Origin of the sequence: Uliginosibacterium gangwonense DSM 18521, assembly GCF_000373965.1 — a bacterium.
Classification (GTDB): domain Bacteria; phylum Pseudomonadota; class Gammaproteobacteria; order Burkholderiales; family Rhodocyclaceae; genus Uliginosibacterium; species Uliginosibacterium gangwonense.
Genome location: NZ_KB892835.1, coordinates 429,581 through 446,638, shown reverse-complemented (window position 1 = coordinate 446,638; position 17,058 = coordinate 429,581). Strand labels below are relative to the sequence as shown.

The following is a 17,058-nucleotide window of genomic DNA, read 5'->3' as shown; positions in this document are numbered from 1 at the left end:
GTAGCCCTTACGCCAATGACCACCAGCGCCTAATTGGCGCCTTGATCGGGGGGGACTGGCTCAGACAGATCATCGAATATTCCATCGAATGCGCGGCACCTCCTCGGTAGAGCTGAAGCCAATTCGTCGATATCAACGCGGCGTTTCAACAAAATGAAGCTACTTCGCTGCTCTCTAATCTCGAAAAATCGAACCGGCCGCTCACGCTTTTCAAGTGCTCGGACGACTGCGTACTTGACTGCCGAATCGCAGCGCATTCCGAACACTACTTCCTCAAGCTCCAGCGGCGAGTCCTGCTTTCCAAGCGGGCCAATCAGCCGCCATTCGCGCTCATAGGCCCACGGCTTGGCCTTCTTCAGAAGGACTGCGTTGTCGACGGCGCGTCTAGCGGTGTCATTGCCACTAAGCATGCCTTCGACAACGCTCGCCAGAACCACGCGATTACCGCCATACTGAATCTTATGTATGTTCGGCATCGCGGCTTCGGGGATTGAATAACCTAAGCAAAGGCCTCGATGTTGGTCGGCATAGTGACTCCACATTAGCGGGCAGGTCGCGCGCGCTGCCAATGAGAAAACGCCCTTATCGTAGCGGCGTAACAATTCGTCTTCAATGTACCGGTTGAGAAGAAACCGCACGGGTTCGTCAACTTCGAAGTCCGGATTCGTAGCGTCGTAACGAATATCGGCCAGCAGGCGTTCTGCAGTTTTGCGGCTCTGACGGTCTATGTGATCGAGGGTTTTAGGTCCTCTATAACGGATCGCCTTGGCTGCCGCTGACATTTCGGCGCTAGTGCGCTCTTCTATCAGTTTGGAGAGTATTTTTTCGAGCGCCTCGTTGTCGATATCCGCTTCCAGTGAGGGTCTCGTATCTAACGGGTCGTTGAACGTCGTCGGAGTGGCGAAGTAGATCGTGTCGTCTACCAGTAGCGAGAGTGTCAGATTGCTGAAGCCACGGTATTTGTAGAGCAGCTTAGGCGGTTGCTGATTATTTGCCATACGGTTTCTCCCTTGAAGCTAGCCCCATTAGCTCCCTCGGATGGCCGCATCAACGCTAGTCTGAAACAGATATGAGTGCGTTTTTCCGAGGACAATGCTTAGGCAATGGCCCCGGATCCACGACGGCAGGAGGCGGTTTTCCCGGTTCGGCCATTTCTACGTTGGATGCAAGCCAATTTAGTCGGTGGCTGGCTGCTATTTTGGAAAAGAGCAGACGTTGTCGGCCACTGTCGAGACTGATCGTATTGGCCGAAGTTCTGCCCATCTGGGCAATAACAGTTCAAATTTCGGTCAAGAAGGTCGCCAGTTCGCCCCTCCGTTTCTGACTCTCTGTGAGGGTTTTGCATAACCAATTCCTGGAACACATCGCGCAGCGGGAAGGTCTCATCTTCAAATTCATATACCCACTAGCGGTATTCTAAGTGTAAATTAGCCACAAAGAATACCTCAGACGGGACAGCTACGTGAAGATAACAACAGTAGAAGTGGAGAACTTCCGTCTGCTGCATAACGTTTCTCTGAAACTTGAAGATGAGACTACCGTTGTGGTCGGACGTAACAACTGCGGGAAGACTTCGCTTTCTGACGTCATCCGAAAATTCCTCTCAGAGCGAAGTACGTTCGAGATCGAGGATTTTTCAAGTGCTTGCTACGACAATTTCTGCGCGGCGCACCGTGCGCACCTGAGAGGTGCTAGCCCCGAAGAGGTACGCGCCCTAGTGCCGTCAATCAATCTGCGGCTTCATGTTAGCTACGACCCCACAGTTCCCGAGTTCGGCCCCCTCCGCGAGTTCGTCATAGACACCGAAGACAGTTGTACGGAGGCTATCATTGTGTGCTCGCGGAGCCTAGCCGATGGCCAAATTGCAGCCTTGTTCGAGGGTCATGAGAAAACCGTCCTGCAAGGGACCGACCAAGTGCACTCCGAAGAAGATCGTCTCGGTCTCTTCCGTAGTTTGACAGATCGAGTGCCGATACTCTTCGCGACACGTATGTGGGCCGAGAATCCGCAGGACCCAACGGACACGCGCGACGTGACGCTTAAAGCCGTTACTAATCTGCTGTCGCTGGGCTTTGTGAACGCACAACGGGCACTTGATGGCACAGGCAGTCGCGACACAGACGTGCTAGCAAAAGTGCTGGAGGAGTTGTTCCAAAGCGCATCAGTTTCGACCGCGGATGGATCTCAAAAAAATATCGCAGAAGGTCTTCAGAAAGCCATCGAGGAAATCCAGTCAGGCATGGACACGGATTTCAAGAGTGAGCTCGCAAAACTTATGCCCGCAATAGAGTATTTCGGGTATCCCGGCTTGAACAATATGCCATTGCAACCAGAGACGAAGCTCGAAGTAGGCAAGCTTCTGTCCAACTTTACAAAGGTTCAGTACGCCAGCTACAGCGGTGTGCAACTACCAGAATCCTACAACGGGCTTGGATATCGCAACCTTCTTTATATCCTGTTAAAGATCGTTGGCTTCTTCCGCGAGTACCGAGCTTATGCGAACGCGCCAGGCTTGCAGCTCATCGTGATTGAAGAGCCTGAAGCCCATTTGCATCCGCAAATGCAGGAGGTCTTCATCCGGCAGCTACCGGAAATCGTTAAAAAACTCTGCGCCTTAGAGGGGGATAGCGTCTCATGGCCGGTACAGTTCATTGTCTCAACGCACTCTTCACACATCGCTAATGAAGCTCGCTTCGATACGATCCGCTATTTTGCTGTGACGTCAAAAGATCTACCGGTTGGCGTGCGTTGTACTCAGGTAAAGGACCTCAGCAACGGGCTCGTCGGATTGAAAAGCGCAGCCTCTGAATTCCTGCACCAGTACCTTACATTAACGCGCTGTGATCTCTTCTTTGCGGATAAAGCAATGTTGATTGAAGGGACGACTGAGCGACTGATGTTGCCCCAAGTAATGCGGGCTCTTGATGCTAAGGATCCATCACTGATGCTTGGTAGCCAATACATCACGATCATGGAGGTCGGTGGGGCCTATGCTCACATCTTCATTCCGCTCCTCGAGTTTTTGGGCCTGCGTAGTCTGATCATCACCGATCTTGACGCCGTTAAACGCAACGCACAGGACAAATTCGAGGCTTGCCTCGTCCATGAGGGGGAGAGCACAAGCAACTCCTGCATTAAGCATTGGTTCAAGACGGCCGAAGCTACAGCCCTGTTGCCCGAAGCGCCTGCTGAAAAGTCGGCCACTATACCTTTAGCCACGTTGCAAGCAACCACAGCAATCCCCGTTCCGGCGACGGAGGAGGCCACTGTAGCTGCGCCTGCTGACGATGATGAGGAAGAAACTGCAGATGGAGCTGCGGTGTTCCCATTGTCAACGGCATTGGAGGCTGATGACGCTGCCAAGATCCGCTGCGGTCTACGCCTTGCTTATCAAATACCGGAAGCCCCAGGTGGGCCGTGTGGTCGAACTTTCGAAGATGCGTTTATTCTCGCGAACCAAGCCCTCTTTGGTATCAACGGCGTGACGAATGACGAACTCGAGAAAGCTGCCCATGACAAGGCTTCAAAACAGAAAAAGTCAAAGTTTGCGTTGACCTATGCTATTGAAAAAACTGATTGGGTTACGCCGCAATACATTGCTGAAGGCGTGCGCTGGCTCGCCATGAGCAACGCCGTTGAGAAGTAGGCAGTCAATGCGACAAATGCACTTACAAACACACCAACTTTCGGGGACTCCAAGTGAGCGAGACCGCCCACCTCAATCCAGCTGAGGCCGCAGCAGCAATCGCATGGGAAGCACTAAAAGGCTGCGTCGACGACGGGTCGAGCTTCGTGTTCGAGGCTGGCGCTGGCGCAGGTAAGACCTATTCGCTGATCGCAGCGCTTCGCTATATCCTGAAGGACAGGGCGCGGGAGCTTCAACGTCGGCACCAGCAAGTCGCGTGTGTCACCTTCACGAATGTTGCTCGGGATATGATTATCGCGCAGACCGATGGCAATCCGGCGATCTATTGCGAAACGACCCACGCGTTTTCGTGGATGCTCGTCAGCCCCTTTCAGAAACGGCTTCGCGAGCTTATCCGAGAGCTGCCAGGCTGGGCGGATCGCGTCGAAGAACTTGACGCCGTGAACATAACGACAGTTGAGTATGCGCTCGGCCGGAGATCCATCGAAGATGGCACAGCGAACCTGCACCATGACGACATCTTTCCTGTATTTATCAAGCTCATGCAGTCCGTGAAGTTCCGTAACGCGGTAGCGTCACGCTTCCCGCTCATCCTGGTGGATGAGTATCAGGATACGAATGCCCAACTCGTCCAATGTTTCAAGGATCAATTTATTGGCAAGCCGTATGCGCCGCAATTAGGCTTCTTCGGTGACCACTGGCAAAAGATTTATGGTGATGGCTGCGGTTCGATCACACACGACGCGCTGAAGTGCATCAACAAGAAGGCGAACTTCCGCAGTGCGAAACCAATCGTTGACTGCTTAAACTTGATCCGTCCAGAACTAGCGCAGGCGGTGAAAGATCCGGCTGCGCCGGGCGAAGTTCATGTTTTCCACACCAACGGATGGGGTGGGGTACGGCTTACGAAGAATCACTGGCAGGGAGATCTTCCTGAAGTTGAAGCCACGCGAGCACTCAAGTATGTCCGCGCCGAGTTGGAGGATTTCGGCTGGGATTTTGCTGGTGATACGAAGGTTCTGATGCTGACCCATCGGGCGCTTGCGACGGAGATGGGCTACGGCTCGCTGCGCACAGTGTTCAAATTTAACGACTCATTCACGCGTAAGGCTAACGAGGTCATCGCATACTTCCACGAACACCTTGAACCTGCGGCACGGGCCTACCTCACTAAGCGGTTTGGCAAGATGTTTGAAGCGATCGATGCCAAGCGCCCAATGATGAACAGTCCAGCCGATAAGACCAAGTGGACGAAGGCCATGAAGCGCCTGTGCGAACTTCGTGACACGGGCACTGTAGGTGAGGTGATTGCGCACCTTTCATCTACGGGCTTGCCGATCCTCTCAGAAGCCGTCGTGAGCCAGGAAAGAGCCCTTGCGGAAGCGCTTGCGAGCGGCGAGGCGCTGGCGGGGCGACTCAAGGAGCTTCATGCGCTTCATGCCGTGTCCTATCAAGAGATCATTGCGCTCTGCGAATATCTTGACGGTCACTCTCCGTTCGAAACCAAACACGGGGTGAAGGGCGACCAGTTCGAAAATGTACTCGTTGTGTTCGGACGCGGCTGGAACGAGTACGACTTCAATCTCTATCTAAAGATGGCCAGGACTCCTAGCCTGATTGGTCCTCGAATGGAGGCCTACGAGCGTTACCGCAACCTGTTCTATGTAGCGGTCTCAAGGCCGAAGAAACGTTTGGCTCTTGTCTTTACGCATCTGCTGGAGGCAGACGCGTTGGCTACACTGTCAGAGTGGTTTGCGGGCCACCAGATTCGGGATATCGGCTCAGATCTATGATAATAGTATATGTAAATCACGCCGCTAATTTAGGCGCAATCGCTGTAAATTGGACTACATAAAGTTGTTTGCTCTGGCAAACAGAAAGCCACGCAGCTACATCGGTTACCTCTGGCTTGCACTGAATATCATCGTCGCTTTCAGTTGGCTGATTTGTTGCCAAAAGATGGGCCTGTGTAAGGACGTTCTAGGCTTGTATCTTCGACAGTTCTTTCACGCGCGCTGCCAACTGCTTGCCGAATTTTTCGTCGTTCACCGAGTTGAGCGCAGCTTTAGCGCTGCTTAGTGCTTCGTCCATCCTGTCGAGCAATTCGTAGCATTGACTTGTCAAGTGGTGATAGATCGAAAGCCGTGGCTTAGCCCTTGGGTCTTTCTCCGCTGACTCAAGAGCCAGCACAGCCGTTTTCAAGGCCGTTGCGCCGTCGCCAAGTTTCAGTTCGGCTTCGGCCTGTCGATAGAGCAGCCAATGATCCCTCGAATTCTCAGGGATTTTATTGACTGCATCGATTGCAGCTCTCGGATCACCGACAGTCAGGAATGTCTTTGCAAGCAAGCGTGCAATAAAAGGTTCGCTGCCTTTAGAGATTTCAAGTTCATGCGTGAAGGTTCTCATGGTGCCCTCCAACTTGCTTGCGAGTTCCTCCTTCCCATTGCTTCGCGCGACGGTTACGATATTGGCTAGGGCCTCGCACGTATTGGCCCATTGGCGGGAATCAACAGCATTAGGGAAGATGGCAAGCATGTCCGGAAAGACCTCTGCTACGGCTAAGCAAGTTTGTCCGTGCCGATAACCGAACAATGAGGTCAGAGCCACGAACGCTTCGTAGAACTGGTCGAACCCCTCTAGCGCTGACAATGCGACCACATCGCCAAACTGCTTGACGCTCGCCTCATCAGCGTTGAGAGCGTCACTGATGCTAGGGTATGAGCGAACCCGGCTTAGGGTCGCTAGAGAGACTCGCAATGGCACGACATCGACCCTGGAGACGATTTCGCGGACAAGGTGATGAAGGGCTTCCTCTCCGGCGCATTTCGCTTCTGTCGTAGCGTCCTTCTGTGCCCCAAGGTGCGCGATCTGGCCGTAGGTCGCATGCAAATCGGGCATTTCTGCCAGAAGCTGTCGAAAGCATGCCAGTGCAGCGGTAACTTCTCCACAGCGGCGTAGGGCTTTGCCCTGATGGTGCAGCATCTCCGCTCTAATTTCAGGATCAGTCGTAGCTGCCGCAACCTCGGCGTATTCAGCCGCGCTTGACTTGTAGCGTTCTGTTCTTTCATCTTGAGTTAGGGTGTACGAAGCCGCTTCTCGAGCATCGACAATGCATAGGAGTTCGGCAACTGACATATCCGAGCTAATTGTTTTTTCTTGCAGCCTAGCGACAAGTGTACCTCGCGAAGCTTTATCTACTTGGAGTAAGGCGTAAGTCAGCCACCCAGTTGTATCTCGTCCCGCGTCGTGTGCTGCTTGTAGTTGATCCGCTGAAAAATGAATTTGCCTTAGGACGCTAGGCCGCATCTCGCCACGACTCTTTTCAACATATCCAGCGACCGCATCCGCTAGATCGTGCTTTGCTAGACCACCAGATCGCAGGACACGACAGATCAGGTCATGAACTGACAGGCTGCCCGTTGCGACAGTTCGGTTGAGAATCGCCAGCTTTTGCAGTGACGAGCGCTCATTCGTGCCGATAAACACTCTGAGGAACTGTGCGTCGTATGTTGTGCAACCACTGTCAGCGATCTTCTGCAGCGCCCGGCGGAGGAGCGGACTCAGGCGTTGAAGAACGCGCTCCATGACGGGAGCTCCGTCATCTTCATGAACAGTCGTGGGATCTTGAAGAACCTCGCGATAGAATTCGTCTTTTGGAACATCGTCGGACTTAGCTATTTCTCTGACAACCGCTAGGATCAGTGGGCAGAAACGACATGCCTCTACGAACTGCGTACAGGTATTACTGGCAGTTGCCTCATCCTCTCCCAACACCTGAAAAGCCGTTGCAGATGACATGACGGGTAAAGGAAGGTGAATCGGGCTGCGTGGATCACCAAGTTGCGAGGTAACCAAAACCCGACCACCAAGTGCAAAACCAGCCTTCAACTCGGCAAACGACTCAGTGCTCACAGCGCGAGTGAAATTATCGATAACTAGAAGCGTTCTAGTGGTATTGAAAAGCCCCGCTGCATTAATAGCTACTCCACCACGCGCTCTCTTAATGGCGGTGAGCGGGATCCCCTCGGGCCAGTCTGCGCCAGATATCCAGAGGTAAGTCCCGAACTCCGGTAGCGCTGCTTGAACGTAATCAATCGCCGCCTGGGTCTTGCCGGAACCGCTCAGCCCATATAGAACGCAGACCTCGATGCCAGCTGCGAAATGGCGCGTAATTGCTTCAATAAACGGCTCTTCGACTTGGTGGTTGCTACACGCTGTCGGAAGCCGTCCGAAGTATTCGTAGCGATCCAGATTTTGCGAGAAGTCTGGAAGATAGTGGCGATAGAAGTCCGCCGCTAGCGAGTTTTCCGTAGAGGATTTGAAGATAATCTTGGCAAGTTCACGAGCGTCTAGAAAGCTGACCCGCTTTCGGTCGTCCTCAGGAATCTGAGACTTATTGAAATTGCCGCGAAAAGATGCTGGCTCTTCTTTAATCGAGACCAGATAAACCTTGCTCGGCGGCGTAGCACCACTCATGGCGAGTGCGTGCTTTAGGTCATTCTCGATTTTGTCAAATCGATTCTCTTTTCTTCTACCCGATGAATCCTCGAAGTAGCCATCCTCGGTGCTGTACTCGCCTATGACGGTGAAGTCCTGGGAAAACGTATCTACTGTATAGCCGACAGGCCTGTGATTTTTGTTGATGCCATGGTGAACCAATGTTTTGGATTCGAGCGTCTCTATTACCTTGTGTCCAACAATCTCTAGACTGACCGAGTCGATGTCAGCGAGCTCGCAAATTAGGTCATTGATGACGCGCTTCTTAATTAGCTCAGACATGTTTGTCGTCTTCTTGAATTTTCGGCGTTCAGCTGGTAACGGCCATTCTAACCCGGCAGCATCAACGACCGCAAAGGCCGAAGTACAACCGCTGTGATGCGCTATTACGGCGTGAGCATGTGTCTGTGCCCGCTCACTTGTTCAAGCTTGTCTATGACCAAGCCGAGAACAAGGCTTGGGCCTACCGGATCGGCAACACTAACGAGTCACAGGCCAGCAAACCGATCAGCGATCAGGACCTGACCAAGCGGCTGGGAGTGGAGTTGTAACCGGGTCTGCAACCTAACTCGCAATCACTCTTGATTCTTGGCTGACGAGAAAAACCGCTTCAGTCTGCACTTATTCCAAAACCGGTTGTTTTGTGACATAAGTCACGAATTTGTGTGCGTTTGGTGCCGACATGATCAACTTGACCTCTATGGCGAAGCCATTGGATGTTCGTTTAACATTAGGTTAGGCACGTCCACCCAAGGAATAACTAGATACTGTTATTTGGATGCAATCTGTATATATACAATGTCAAAGTAGTATAGTAGCACCCTATTAGCAGCAAGCCACCAGAGTTGCTAGAGGGCAAATAATGAAAGGTAAATTCGTTCTTTCGGTATCCCCTGACCCACTTCCTGAACTGCCTGTAGAGCGTGGTCCTTCAAATGCGGGGGTGGGAGATTGGGTTCCAGGAATTAAACATACAAATCTTGCGAAGTACATTGATGGCACGCGCAAGGCGCAAATCAAGTTCCCACAGCGGGTCCTGATAGATCCTTTTTCAGGGCCAGGAAGGCTTCAGGTTAAAGGAGAGGGCTTTACTAGGGACGGCGGCGCAGTCGTTGCATGGCGTCAATCACAGAGATCTTTATGCCCCTTTACTCAAGTACTGGTCGGAGATATCTCGCCTGAGCGCGCAGAAGCGTGTGCCGCAAGACTGTCCGCTCTTGGTGCTCCAGCATCTTCATTTATTGGCCCAGCCTCAGAGACCGTTTCCGAGATGGTGGTCAAGGTTCCAAAGGGGGCCCTCTGTCTAGCCTATATAGACCCTTATAACCTTGAGTTTCTCTCGTTTTCTCTCTTTGAAACTCTTGCGAAGCTTCCTCATGTCGATTTCGCAGTGCACTTCAGTTTGATGGATTTGTCGAGGAATGTGGATATGGAGTTGGATCCAGACAGAGCGCGATTCGACGATGCCTCGCCGGGATGGCGATGCAGAATTGACACATCTTCGATATCAAAGAAACAGCTCGCCCCGTGGTTTTTCCAGGACTGGTGCCAACAAATTCACAACCTCGGTTTTACTGTCAGCAGAGAAATGCCTTTGGTAACTGATAGACTCGGACACCCAATATATCGGTTGGTTTTCTTTAGTAGGCATTACTTTCCAAACAAGATATGGGATGACGTTGTGGTTAAGAGCCAAAACCTATCGTTTGGATTTTAGCCTACGTCGCACCCGCCTGGAGACTGCCCTTGACTCTCTACTGACGCGTACTCTTTTACGCTTTCGTATTTCATTTTCTTTATCCATGCGGCCAGTCCATCAACATCTGGGAATAACGTCTTTCTATTTATGCCCATGATATTTAATCCATGAAATACACTAAAACAGAATTTTCTTGGAATGAGTATTTTTGCGACAACTTCTTTATCGATAGGAACTGTCGGGTCTGGGTGGCATGTAAATAAACCGTTTTGAGCACTAATCCTCAGTGTGACGTGCCTCGGGTGATAAGCAACCAATTCGCCCCAAGATAATGGATCGGTACTTTTAGCTTGATTTACGCTCAAAAACTTTATCGAGCGGTCAAGAACGTACACCGCCGCGTCATTCTGGCCGTCACTCTCAACAGCAAAAAATAGAGCCGCAGCAGCACTGTAGCTCCAATCCAACAATCGAGTTGGGAGGCCATGGTGTTGTGCTAACGCAAGCCATTCCCAGTAGCTACCCGGTTCGGAGCTTATGCTCGCCCTGGCTTCTTTATAGAAAATACTGAACGCCGATTTTTCCTCAAACAACAAATCTTGCTTGGTCTTCCCTGAGCGAACAAAATTAGCAAGATGGCGTCCAACTCCAGGAATAAGGTGGTGATTGATCGCATCTGGCACCCCTCGATACAGATATCCATAAGCAAAGTTAGACTGAATACAATTCATGTATTCGCCTAGACTCAAGACAATCCATTCTTTCATGTTTGTGGAAGTTACGTTTTGTTTGTTTAAGGTGGCTGTAGCCGACTACTACGATCGGGTATGTCTTGAAAGCATGTCATTCAGGGCAAACTCCAGTGAACGACGACTCTACCCAGGATTGCATCCAATTTTCCGACCAGTAAGTCTTTTGTGCACTATGAACGAATACCTTTGATATGTCTAAGGATGGTCAATTAAAGCTGCAGTGGTTCACGCAGGAGAGTTGCGATGGTGATGGTGCATAACACGGCGTTCCATCACCACCAGGCATGCCAATACAAATTCAGCAACAGAATGGTCAGCCACACGTGCTTCCTGCCGACGGTACACCACTCTGTACAGTGCCTAACCCTGGGGGATAAGGTTTGATGTGTGCCCTGGTTTCTCAAGACCATGGCCTGACGACCTGGCATGTCCCTAACGAGGCAAGGCGCTTAACGGTAGCCACGCCCACCTCGTATACAGATCTGCCCAAGATCCCAGAATCAGCCTAGTGCGACCGAAGTGTCGCATGGGTGGTTTCATAGAGAAACACGCAAAGTCTACCCGCTTTCTTCCGTCACTCGACAACAGTCATTAAGCGGGTCATCCCTAAACCAGCACCATGCTTGATGAAATGTGTAACGTTGCCCCTAGATTCACTGAGTGATTTCTTTATTCTCTTGTCAATTAGTAGACGACCGTCTACTATGTGTCTCATGTCGAGAAGCAACAGAGATGTCGAGCATTTGGAGAAGCTTAGGGACTACTACGCTGAGCACGGGGTGTTGCCGTCGTACTCAGGAATTGGGGCTGTGCTTGGTTTCAAAGCCAAGCAAGGTGCTTTGAAGTTGGCCCGTAGGCTTATTGAAACCGGATATTTGAAGCAAGCGCCTGGAGGAAGGCTGGCCCCAGAAGCCTCATTCTTCATGAGAAGCATGGCCACGCAGTCTGTTCCTGCAGGGGGCGCGGATCCTGCTGTCTATTCGGATGTTGGCTCAGCGTTTTTGTTGGATCAGTTCCTTGTTCTTGAGCCTTCGAAAACTGTTCTTGTTCGAGTACGTGGAGACTCTATGCAAGAAGCCGGGGTCCTGGATGGAGATATTGCTGTTGTCGAAAAGACAGAGGCCGTTGCAACAGGAGATTTCGTTGCGGCGCTCGTAGATGGAGAACTGACGTTAAAGGAGCTCCAGTATGAAAAAGGTAGCCCAGTGCTTATTCCGCACAACAATCATTACACTCCAATTAGGCCACAAGAAGAGCTTGCAATACTTGGAGTCGTAAAGGGCATCATTAGGCGCTACGGTGCAACGTCGATGTAGAGTCATAAGGGAGCGGTAATGACAACCACAAGTCGAATTGAGTGGACAGAACAGACCTGGAACCCCACCGTGGGTTGCACGAAAGTTTCGCCTGGGTGTAAAAACTGCTATGCTGAGGTTATGTCAAGCCGGTTGCGTGCGATGGGCACTCCAGGTTATGAACATGGCTTTGAATTGCGACTTCTGGAACAGAGGCTTCAAGATCCGCTGCTGCGGAAAAAGCCTACTGTCTATTTCGTGAACTCGATGTCGGACCTGTTTCATGATGACATTCCGGACGCCTATATCGAAAAGGTGTTCGATGTCATCGAACGGACTCCTCACCATACATACCAGATACTGACAAAACGCGCAAAACGCATGGCTCGATTCTTTGCCAAAAGGCCGGTTCCGAAGAACGCTTGGATGGGCGTGTCGGTAGAAGATAAGAGGTACGGCGTGCCACGCATAGATTTTCTACGGAAGGTCCCTGCTAGCATTCGATTCTTGTCAGTTGAGCCGCTGCTTGAGGATGTTGGAGCGTTGGATTTGGCGGAGATTCACTGGGTTATCGTCGGGGGTGAGTCCGGTCCCAAAGCTAGACCAATGCAGCAATCTTGGGTAGATGCGATACGAATTCAGTGTGAGGAACAGAAAGTAGCGTTCTTCTTCAAGCAGTGGGGAGGCTGGGGGGCTGACGGAGTAAAACGCGCCAAGAAACACAATGGCAGAGAGCTCCATGGTCGTACCTGGGATGAGTTACCCGCTCAAACTGTACAGTTTTAATACCAATGACCAAGAAAAAGAAGAAGAAATACGAGTGGGAGCTTGGAAAGGCGCCGCCTGTGCTGCAGCAACATAGCGCCGTTAAGCACAGAATTATTGAGAGCTACGTTCGAAATTATGTGCAGACGGTGATGGCCCCAGCCACAATACCGCGGCTACAGCTGACTCTTGTTGATGGGTTCTCTGGCGGGGGCTGTTATTTGGCGGAGAACGGTAGTGGATTTGTTGATGGCTCCCCGCTTCTGATGATGCGGGCGGTGCGAGAAGCTCGCGCACGTCTAAATCTTGGCCGAAATAAACTCCGTGATATTGTTGTAAATTACGAACTAATTGACATTGAGCCCAAGACAGTTGAGTACCTTCATTACTGGATAGCCGCGAGGAACAGCGAAGGCTTACTCGACCAAGTTGATGTCCAGCGCGCTGCTGTCAAACGTGCTAGCTTCCTAGATGAACTTCCGAGAATCAAGGCTTCGATCAAAGCGCGCAAAATGGGGGAGCGCGCCATTTTCGTTCTTGATCAGTACAACTATGATGATCTCCCAATGGAGGAGATGGCTGGCATTCTTCGGGAGATAAAGAAGAGCGAGATTATTCTGACCTTCAATGTCGGCTCTTTGATGACATTCATATCGGACCAAGCTGCAAACAGAAAGCCAATGGTAAGAATTGGCCTTGAGCGTTATATACCTTGGCAAGACATTGGAGAGCTAAAGGCCGGTGATTCACAGAAATGGCGTCAAGTGCTTCAGCGTCATGTGGCTCATGGGATCAAGTCTGAAACGGGAGCACGATATGCAACCTTGTTCTTCGTTAAGCCTCTGGGAAGCAATACCTGGGACTACTGGCTGATTCATCTTTGCAACAACTATAAGGCCCATGAGGTCATGAAGGATTTGCACTGGGAACATGCAACCGAATTTGGGCATGAGCTGGAGCCTGGCGTATTTATGCAGGGATATGATGCTAATCGAGACCAGGATTACACCCAGCAAAGTCCATTTGACTTCGGCCCTGGCTCTAGAGAGCTGTGCGTTGACGGTATTCGTGAGTTTATGGGGCGCCAGATATACGCTCACGACAAGCCCGTCACACTTCGGGAACTAATTGAAGGCTGTGTCAGTCGCTCACCAGGGTCAACCCAACATTTTCTAGAGGCGGCTCACGTTCTGCATACATCTCAAGACATAGTCGTGTGTGATGCTTCTGGGTGCATTCGGCGCCCGTCGAAAAACTATAACTTTGATGACGTGGTCGAACCATCCCGCCTCATTCGACTCTTTTCCTGAGCATTTATATAGCACGCAATGTACTTATGTTGCTATCTCTTGATGCCAAGTTCATTGACTTTATCGCCTGTGATCTTGCTAATATCGATATGGCCGTATCACTCATAGGCTAATTAGTCACCGACCGAGGCTCAATCAGGTATAGAAACACATCCAATGACCGCTGGAGCGCTTCTGCAACCAGCAGGGTGACTCCGTCGTAACAACCACTCACGCACGCTTCATCGAGCACGTCATAGTACCTAACACGATCTTCCTTACGGATCACTGCTGGTGGGTAGCCTGCTTTCATCAACTCCAGGTTGAGCAGCAAACGTCCTGTCCGGCCATTGCCGTCAATGAATGGGTGGATCTTCACGAAGCGCGTATGGAGCTCAACTGAGCGCACCACCGGATGCATCGTAGGGAGTGCGCTCTCATGCCACACCATCAGGTTCTGTATCTCCTGGGCGAGATGCTGATAATCAGGTGGAGTCGCGCTAGCGCCTGAAATGGCGACATTCTCGTGTCGGAAACGTCCTGCTTCTCCGTCACGGATGTTTTTGAGAATCAGGCTGTGTATCTGTTGGATCTGCCACGTTGCCAGTGGATCTTGAATACGGGCCTGCTCTTCAACAAATCGGATGGCTTCGTTATGGTTGATCGCCTCAAAGTGCTCCTGCATGGACTTTCCGCCGATGGCAATCCCTTCCAGAACAACCTTGGTTTCGCGCAAGGTTAGGGTGTTCCCCTCTATCGCATTCGAGTGGTAGGTCCAATCCAGCGCCAGCTTGTCACGCATGGAAGATTCCGTGTGCGTCGGCAGTGGGCGCAAAGCATCCAACCTGAGCTTTTGAGCATCCACCACCCTGAGCGTCTGAGTAATCAATTCTGCGGTCATTGCCAAAGCCTTGGATGAGGTGAGCACTCCGCAACCGGTGATGGTGCTGGGTGTGGTGACAGGTGGTTCATCATATAGCGGTTTGCCAGTCAAACGGCAGAGAGGGCAGAACCTCTGGAGCCGCTAATAAGACAATTTCATGCCCGTTGTTCACCCCATAAACATTCACCTTTGAGTCTCACCCTGAGCAACTGAGTGACATAAATTTCTCAGGATCTTTCAATAACGTTCGTGAGCTGATACTTTGGTGGTTGCGAGAGGCAATTAAGGCATTTCTCCAAGGGCATGGGGCATTTCTCGCTGAGGCTGAATCACAACAGATATACCAACCATGATTCTTGTTATTGATCTTGAAGCCACCTGCTCAGAGGATGACACCATCACGTCCGAGATGATGGAGATCATTGAAATCGGCGCTGTCTGGGCAAATCCAGAGGGGCAGATCATTGAGCGTTTCCAGGCCTATGTTCGTCCCACCGACCATCCCCAACTGACGGCCTTTTGCACCGGACTGACCGGGATTGACCAAGCCACTGTAGATGGTGCGATGACCTTCGACAAGGTTGCCCCCGCTTTGACAGAGTTTGCTCAGCACTACCGGAGCCCTGAAGGCTTCTGGGGAAGCTGGGGGGCTTATGATCGCAAACAGATTGAGCGGGAATGTGCACGACACGGCCTTGCCAATCCTCTGGAAGGCTTGACGCACCAGAATCTCAAGGCGCTGTTTGCCAAGCAGCAAAAAATCGGCAAACAGGTTGGGATGAGTAAAGCACTTGCCTTGGCAGGACTCACCCTGGAAGGCCAGCATCACTCAGGCATTGATGATGCCTGCAATATTGCTCGGCTTTTGCCTTGGGTGTTGGGTACAGCAAAGACCCGTCCTTTGGGCTCTTGATGGGTTATTTGGCGCTCGCTGTTTGCACCGTCAGCAGGTGAAGGGATTCTTCACAGAACCAAGCGCTGACATTGCAGATCAATCCGGGCCTGGCAGTCCTGGATGATCACGGGATCAACGCCTTGGTCTTGCATGATCTGAGGCAAACGGTTGAGCGGCTCAGCGAAGGCACGTAATTCCTGGATGACCTGGTCGGATACATCAGACGCCAGGGACAATGCGCCCACGATGTCACGCCATTCCGTGAGTTCCACCCCTTTGATCTGCCATTTGCTGCTACGGGGGATGACTTCCCGATCAAGATACATGGGGGCAAAGTCATAGAGCGGGGTCAGCTGTACCGTGCCATCTGGTAAGCGCTGTACTGCGGTATTCCTTGCATGGTTGTCTGTGTTACGCAGCGCTTGATTGAGGATGTCACGCTTGATGAACTCGGCCACTTCACGTGCGAGATGCGTGACATGAGGTGCAAAAGCGCTGACCAGCTCAAAGAGCGTGACCGGCAAGCCAAACCCTCTCAGCCCTGCCAGAGACGCCAGGCTCTCCTGATGGAGCCGTTCCAGCCCGCTAGAGGTCACCAGACGGTCAAAGCGCGGCACGAAGAGCATATCGCTCTGGTGTATCGCCTCTCCCCAAATACGCAGGCCACAGGCCCGAGCCACGCGCAGATAAGCAGCTTCATTACGCAGAATGGCAAAGTCAGTCTCATGTGTCCCACGAGGAAGCTTGACCAGCCAATGCCTGGACGCCTGTGCATCAGGCAACAGGGTATCGGCATACCACAAGCCTTCATGCGATTGGGTCAGCAAGAACTTGGGCGCAGCGCCTTGTACACCAGTTGTACCCGTACACAGCATGCACTCCTGCCAGATGGTTTCCAGAAAAGCAGCGCGATCAGAAAGTTTCTCTTCGAGGACAAAACCACACAATTGGCTGGAAGCAGCGCTTTGCTGTGCATAGAACTGTACAGCTGTATTCAGACGCAGATTGCCGATAGGGTTGAATGCCCCGTAATGGGCCAACAGCAGATCGGCTCCCTCACCATCGCCTTGGTGAAGTAATTGCTGAAGATAGGATCGCCCTGGTCCCTGAGGCACAAGATCCAGCAAAAAAGGTGGGCACGGCCCGAACGCATTGTCGGCATCCAGCCCTAACCGGTCCAGACTGACAGGCAGATTGAGAGAGACTGGCTGAGGGGAGTCACTGAAGACATAATCGACCAAATACTCAAACGTGGCCGTGTACGCCTGACGTCCTGGCACAAACTCCGCAGCCGGAACCCAGCGACCACTCTGATAGACCTCAATGACTGATCTCAT

13 protein-coding genes are annotated in these 17,058 nt (G+C 51.8%); 8 read left to right on the top strand and 5 right to left on the bottom strand.

Annotation, left to right across the window (positions count from 1 at the left end):
• Positions 1-29: 29 nt before the first annotated feature.
• Positions 30-998 carry a DUF2971 domain-containing protein gene (locus B145_RS0104960; protein ID WP_018605560.1) on the bottom strand — a complete coding sequence of 323 codons (969 nt, stop codon included), beginning with the start codon at positions 996-998 and terminating at the stop codon, positions 30-32.
• Positions 999-1,462: 464 nt separating this feature from the next.
• Here B145_RS0104960 and B145_RS0104955 point away from each other — a divergent pair, with 464 nt between their 5' ends.
• Positions 1,463-3,646, top strand: coding sequence for an ATP-dependent nuclease (locus B145_RS0104955; RefSeq protein WP_018605559.1), 2,184 nt, complete (start codon positions 1,463-1,465; stop codon positions 3,644-3,646).
• Between the two features lie 53 nt (positions 3,647-3,699).
• The gene (locus B145_RS0104950; RefSeq protein WP_018605558.1) at positions 3,700-5,439 is read left to right on the top strand and encodes a UvrD-helicase domain-containing protein; all 1,740 of its coding nucleotides are present in this window, start codon (positions 3,700-3,702) and stop codon (positions 5,437-5,439) included.
• A gap of 187 nt (positions 5,440-5,626) precedes the next feature.
• Here the strand turns inward: B145_RS0104950 and B145_RS0104945 are convergent, their stop codons facing one another.
• Entirely contained in the window at positions 5,627-8,425 is a 2,799-nt protein-coding gene (locus B145_RS0104945; RefSeq protein WP_018605557.1) for a tetratricopeptide repeat protein, read from the bottom strand.
• 125 nt (positions 8,426-8,550) lie between these two features.
• Between B145_RS0104945 and B145_RS28535 the strand changes: the two genes are divergently transcribed.
• Together B145_RS28535 and tcmP are read left to right on the top strand one after the other, a co-directional pair.
• Complete coding sequence (locus tag B145_RS28535) at positions 8,551-8,694, top strand: hypothetical protein (RefSeq protein ID WP_018605556.1); 144 nt, start codon at positions 8,551-8,553, stop codon at positions 8,692-8,694.
• A gap of 311 nt (positions 8,695-9,005) precedes the next feature.
• Positions 9,006-9,860 carry a three-Cys-motif partner protein TcmP gene (tcmP, locus tag B145_RS0104935; protein WP_026258832.1) on the top strand — a complete coding sequence of 285 codons (855 nt, stop codon included), beginning with the start codon at positions 9,006-9,008 and terminating at the stop codon, positions 9,858-9,860.
• Here the strand turns inward: tcmP and B145_RS27230 are convergent.
• The gene (locus B145_RS27230) at positions 9,857-10,609 is read right to left on the bottom strand and encodes an FRG domain-containing protein (RefSeq protein WP_083917611.1); all 753 of its coding nucleotides are present in this window, start codon (positions 10,607-10,609) and stop codon (positions 9,857-9,859) included. The two genes, tcmP and B145_RS27230, sit on opposite strands and share 4 nt — an antisense overlap.
• A 698-nt stretch (positions 10,610-11,307) precedes the next feature.
• On the opposite strand from B145_RS27230, the gene B145_RS0104925 reads away from it, so the two are divergent.
• The 3 genes from B145_RS0104925 to B145_RS0104915 are packed head-to-tail and all read left to right on the top strand — an operon-like array spanning position 11,308 to position 13,964.
• On the top strand, positions 11,308-11,910 hold the full coding sequence (locus tag B145_RS0104925; RefSeq protein WP_018605553.1) for a LexA family protein: 603 nt from the start codon (positions 11,308-11,310) through the stop codon (positions 11,908-11,910).
• Between the two features lie 18 nt (positions 11,911-11,928).
• Positions 11,929-12,675, top strand: coding sequence for a DUF5131 family protein (locus tag B145_RS0104920; protein WP_026258831.1), 747 nt, complete (start codon positions 11,929-11,931; stop codon positions 12,673-12,675).
• Between the two features lie 5 nt (positions 12,676-12,680).
• On the top strand, positions 12,681-13,964 hold the full coding sequence (locus B145_RS0104915; RefSeq protein WP_018605551.1) for a three-Cys-motif partner protein TcmP: 1,284 nt from the start codon (positions 12,681-12,683) through the stop codon (positions 13,962-13,964).
• Positions 13,965-14,073: 109 nt separating this feature from the next.
• Here B145_RS0104915 and B145_RS0104910 read toward each other — a convergent pair whose 3' ends face one another.
• Positions 14,074-14,844, bottom strand: a complete 771-nt coding sequence (locus B145_RS0104910) for a Fic family protein (protein WP_018605550.1) — start codon at positions 14,842-14,844, stop codon at positions 14,074-14,076.
• 331 nt (positions 14,845-15,175) lie between these two features.
• Here B145_RS0104910 and B145_RS0104905 point away from each other — a divergent pair, with 331 nt between their 5' ends.
• Positions 15,176-15,739 (top strand): 3'-5' exonuclease, encoded by a 564-nt coding sequence (locus B145_RS0104905; protein WP_018605549.1) that lies wholly within the window; start codon positions 15,176-15,178, stop codon positions 15,737-15,739.
• Between the two features lie 50 nt (positions 15,740-15,789).
• Here B145_RS0104905 and B145_RS24440 read toward each other — a convergent pair whose 3' ends face one another.
• Positions 15,790-17,058, bottom strand: coding sequence for a type II toxin-antitoxin system HipA family toxin (locus B145_RS24440; RefSeq protein WP_018605548.1), 1,269 nt, complete (start codon positions 17,056-17,058; stop codon positions 15,790-15,792).

Excerpts from the sequence above, each read along its gene's own strand:
- B145_RS0104960 (WP_018605560.1), bottom strand. The coding sequence starts at position 998 with ATGGCAAATAATCAGCAACCGCCTAAGCTGCTCTACAAATACCGTGGC.
- B145_RS0104945 (WP_018605557.1), bottom strand. The coding sequence starts at position 8,425 with ATGTCTGAGCTAATTAAGAAGCGCGTCATCAATGACCTAATTTGCGAG.
- tcmP (WP_026258832.1), top strand. The coding sequence starts at position 9,006 with ATGAAAGGTAAATTCGTTCTTTCGGTATCCCCTGACCCACTTCCTGAA.
- B145_RS27230 (WP_083917611.1), bottom strand. The coding sequence starts at position 10,609 with ATGAAAGAATGGATTGTCTTGAGTCTAGGCGAATACATGAATTGTATT.
- B145_RS0104925 (WP_018605553.1), top strand. The coding sequence starts at position 11,308 with ATGTCGAGAAGCAACAGAGATGTCGAGCATTTGGAGAAGCTTAGGGAC.
- B145_RS0104920 (WP_026258831.1), top strand. The coding sequence starts at position 11,929 with ATGACAACCACAAGTCGAATTGAGTGGACAGAACAGACCTGGAACCCC.
- B145_RS0104915 (WP_018605551.1), top strand. The coding sequence starts at position 12,681 with ATGACCAAGAAAAAGAAGAAGAAATACGAGTGGGAGCTTGGAAAGGCG.
- B145_RS0104910 (WP_018605550.1), bottom strand. The coding sequence starts at position 14,844 with ATGACCGCAGAATTGATTACTCAGACGCTCAGGGTGGTGGATGCTCAA.
- B145_RS0104905 (WP_018605549.1), top strand. The coding sequence starts at position 15,176 with ATGATTCTTGTTATTGATCTTGAAGCCACCTGCTCAGAGGATGACACC.
- B145_RS24440 (WP_018605548.1), bottom strand. The coding sequence starts at position 17,058 with ATGAGATCAGTCATTGAGGTCTATCAGAGTGGTCGCTGGGTTCCGGCT.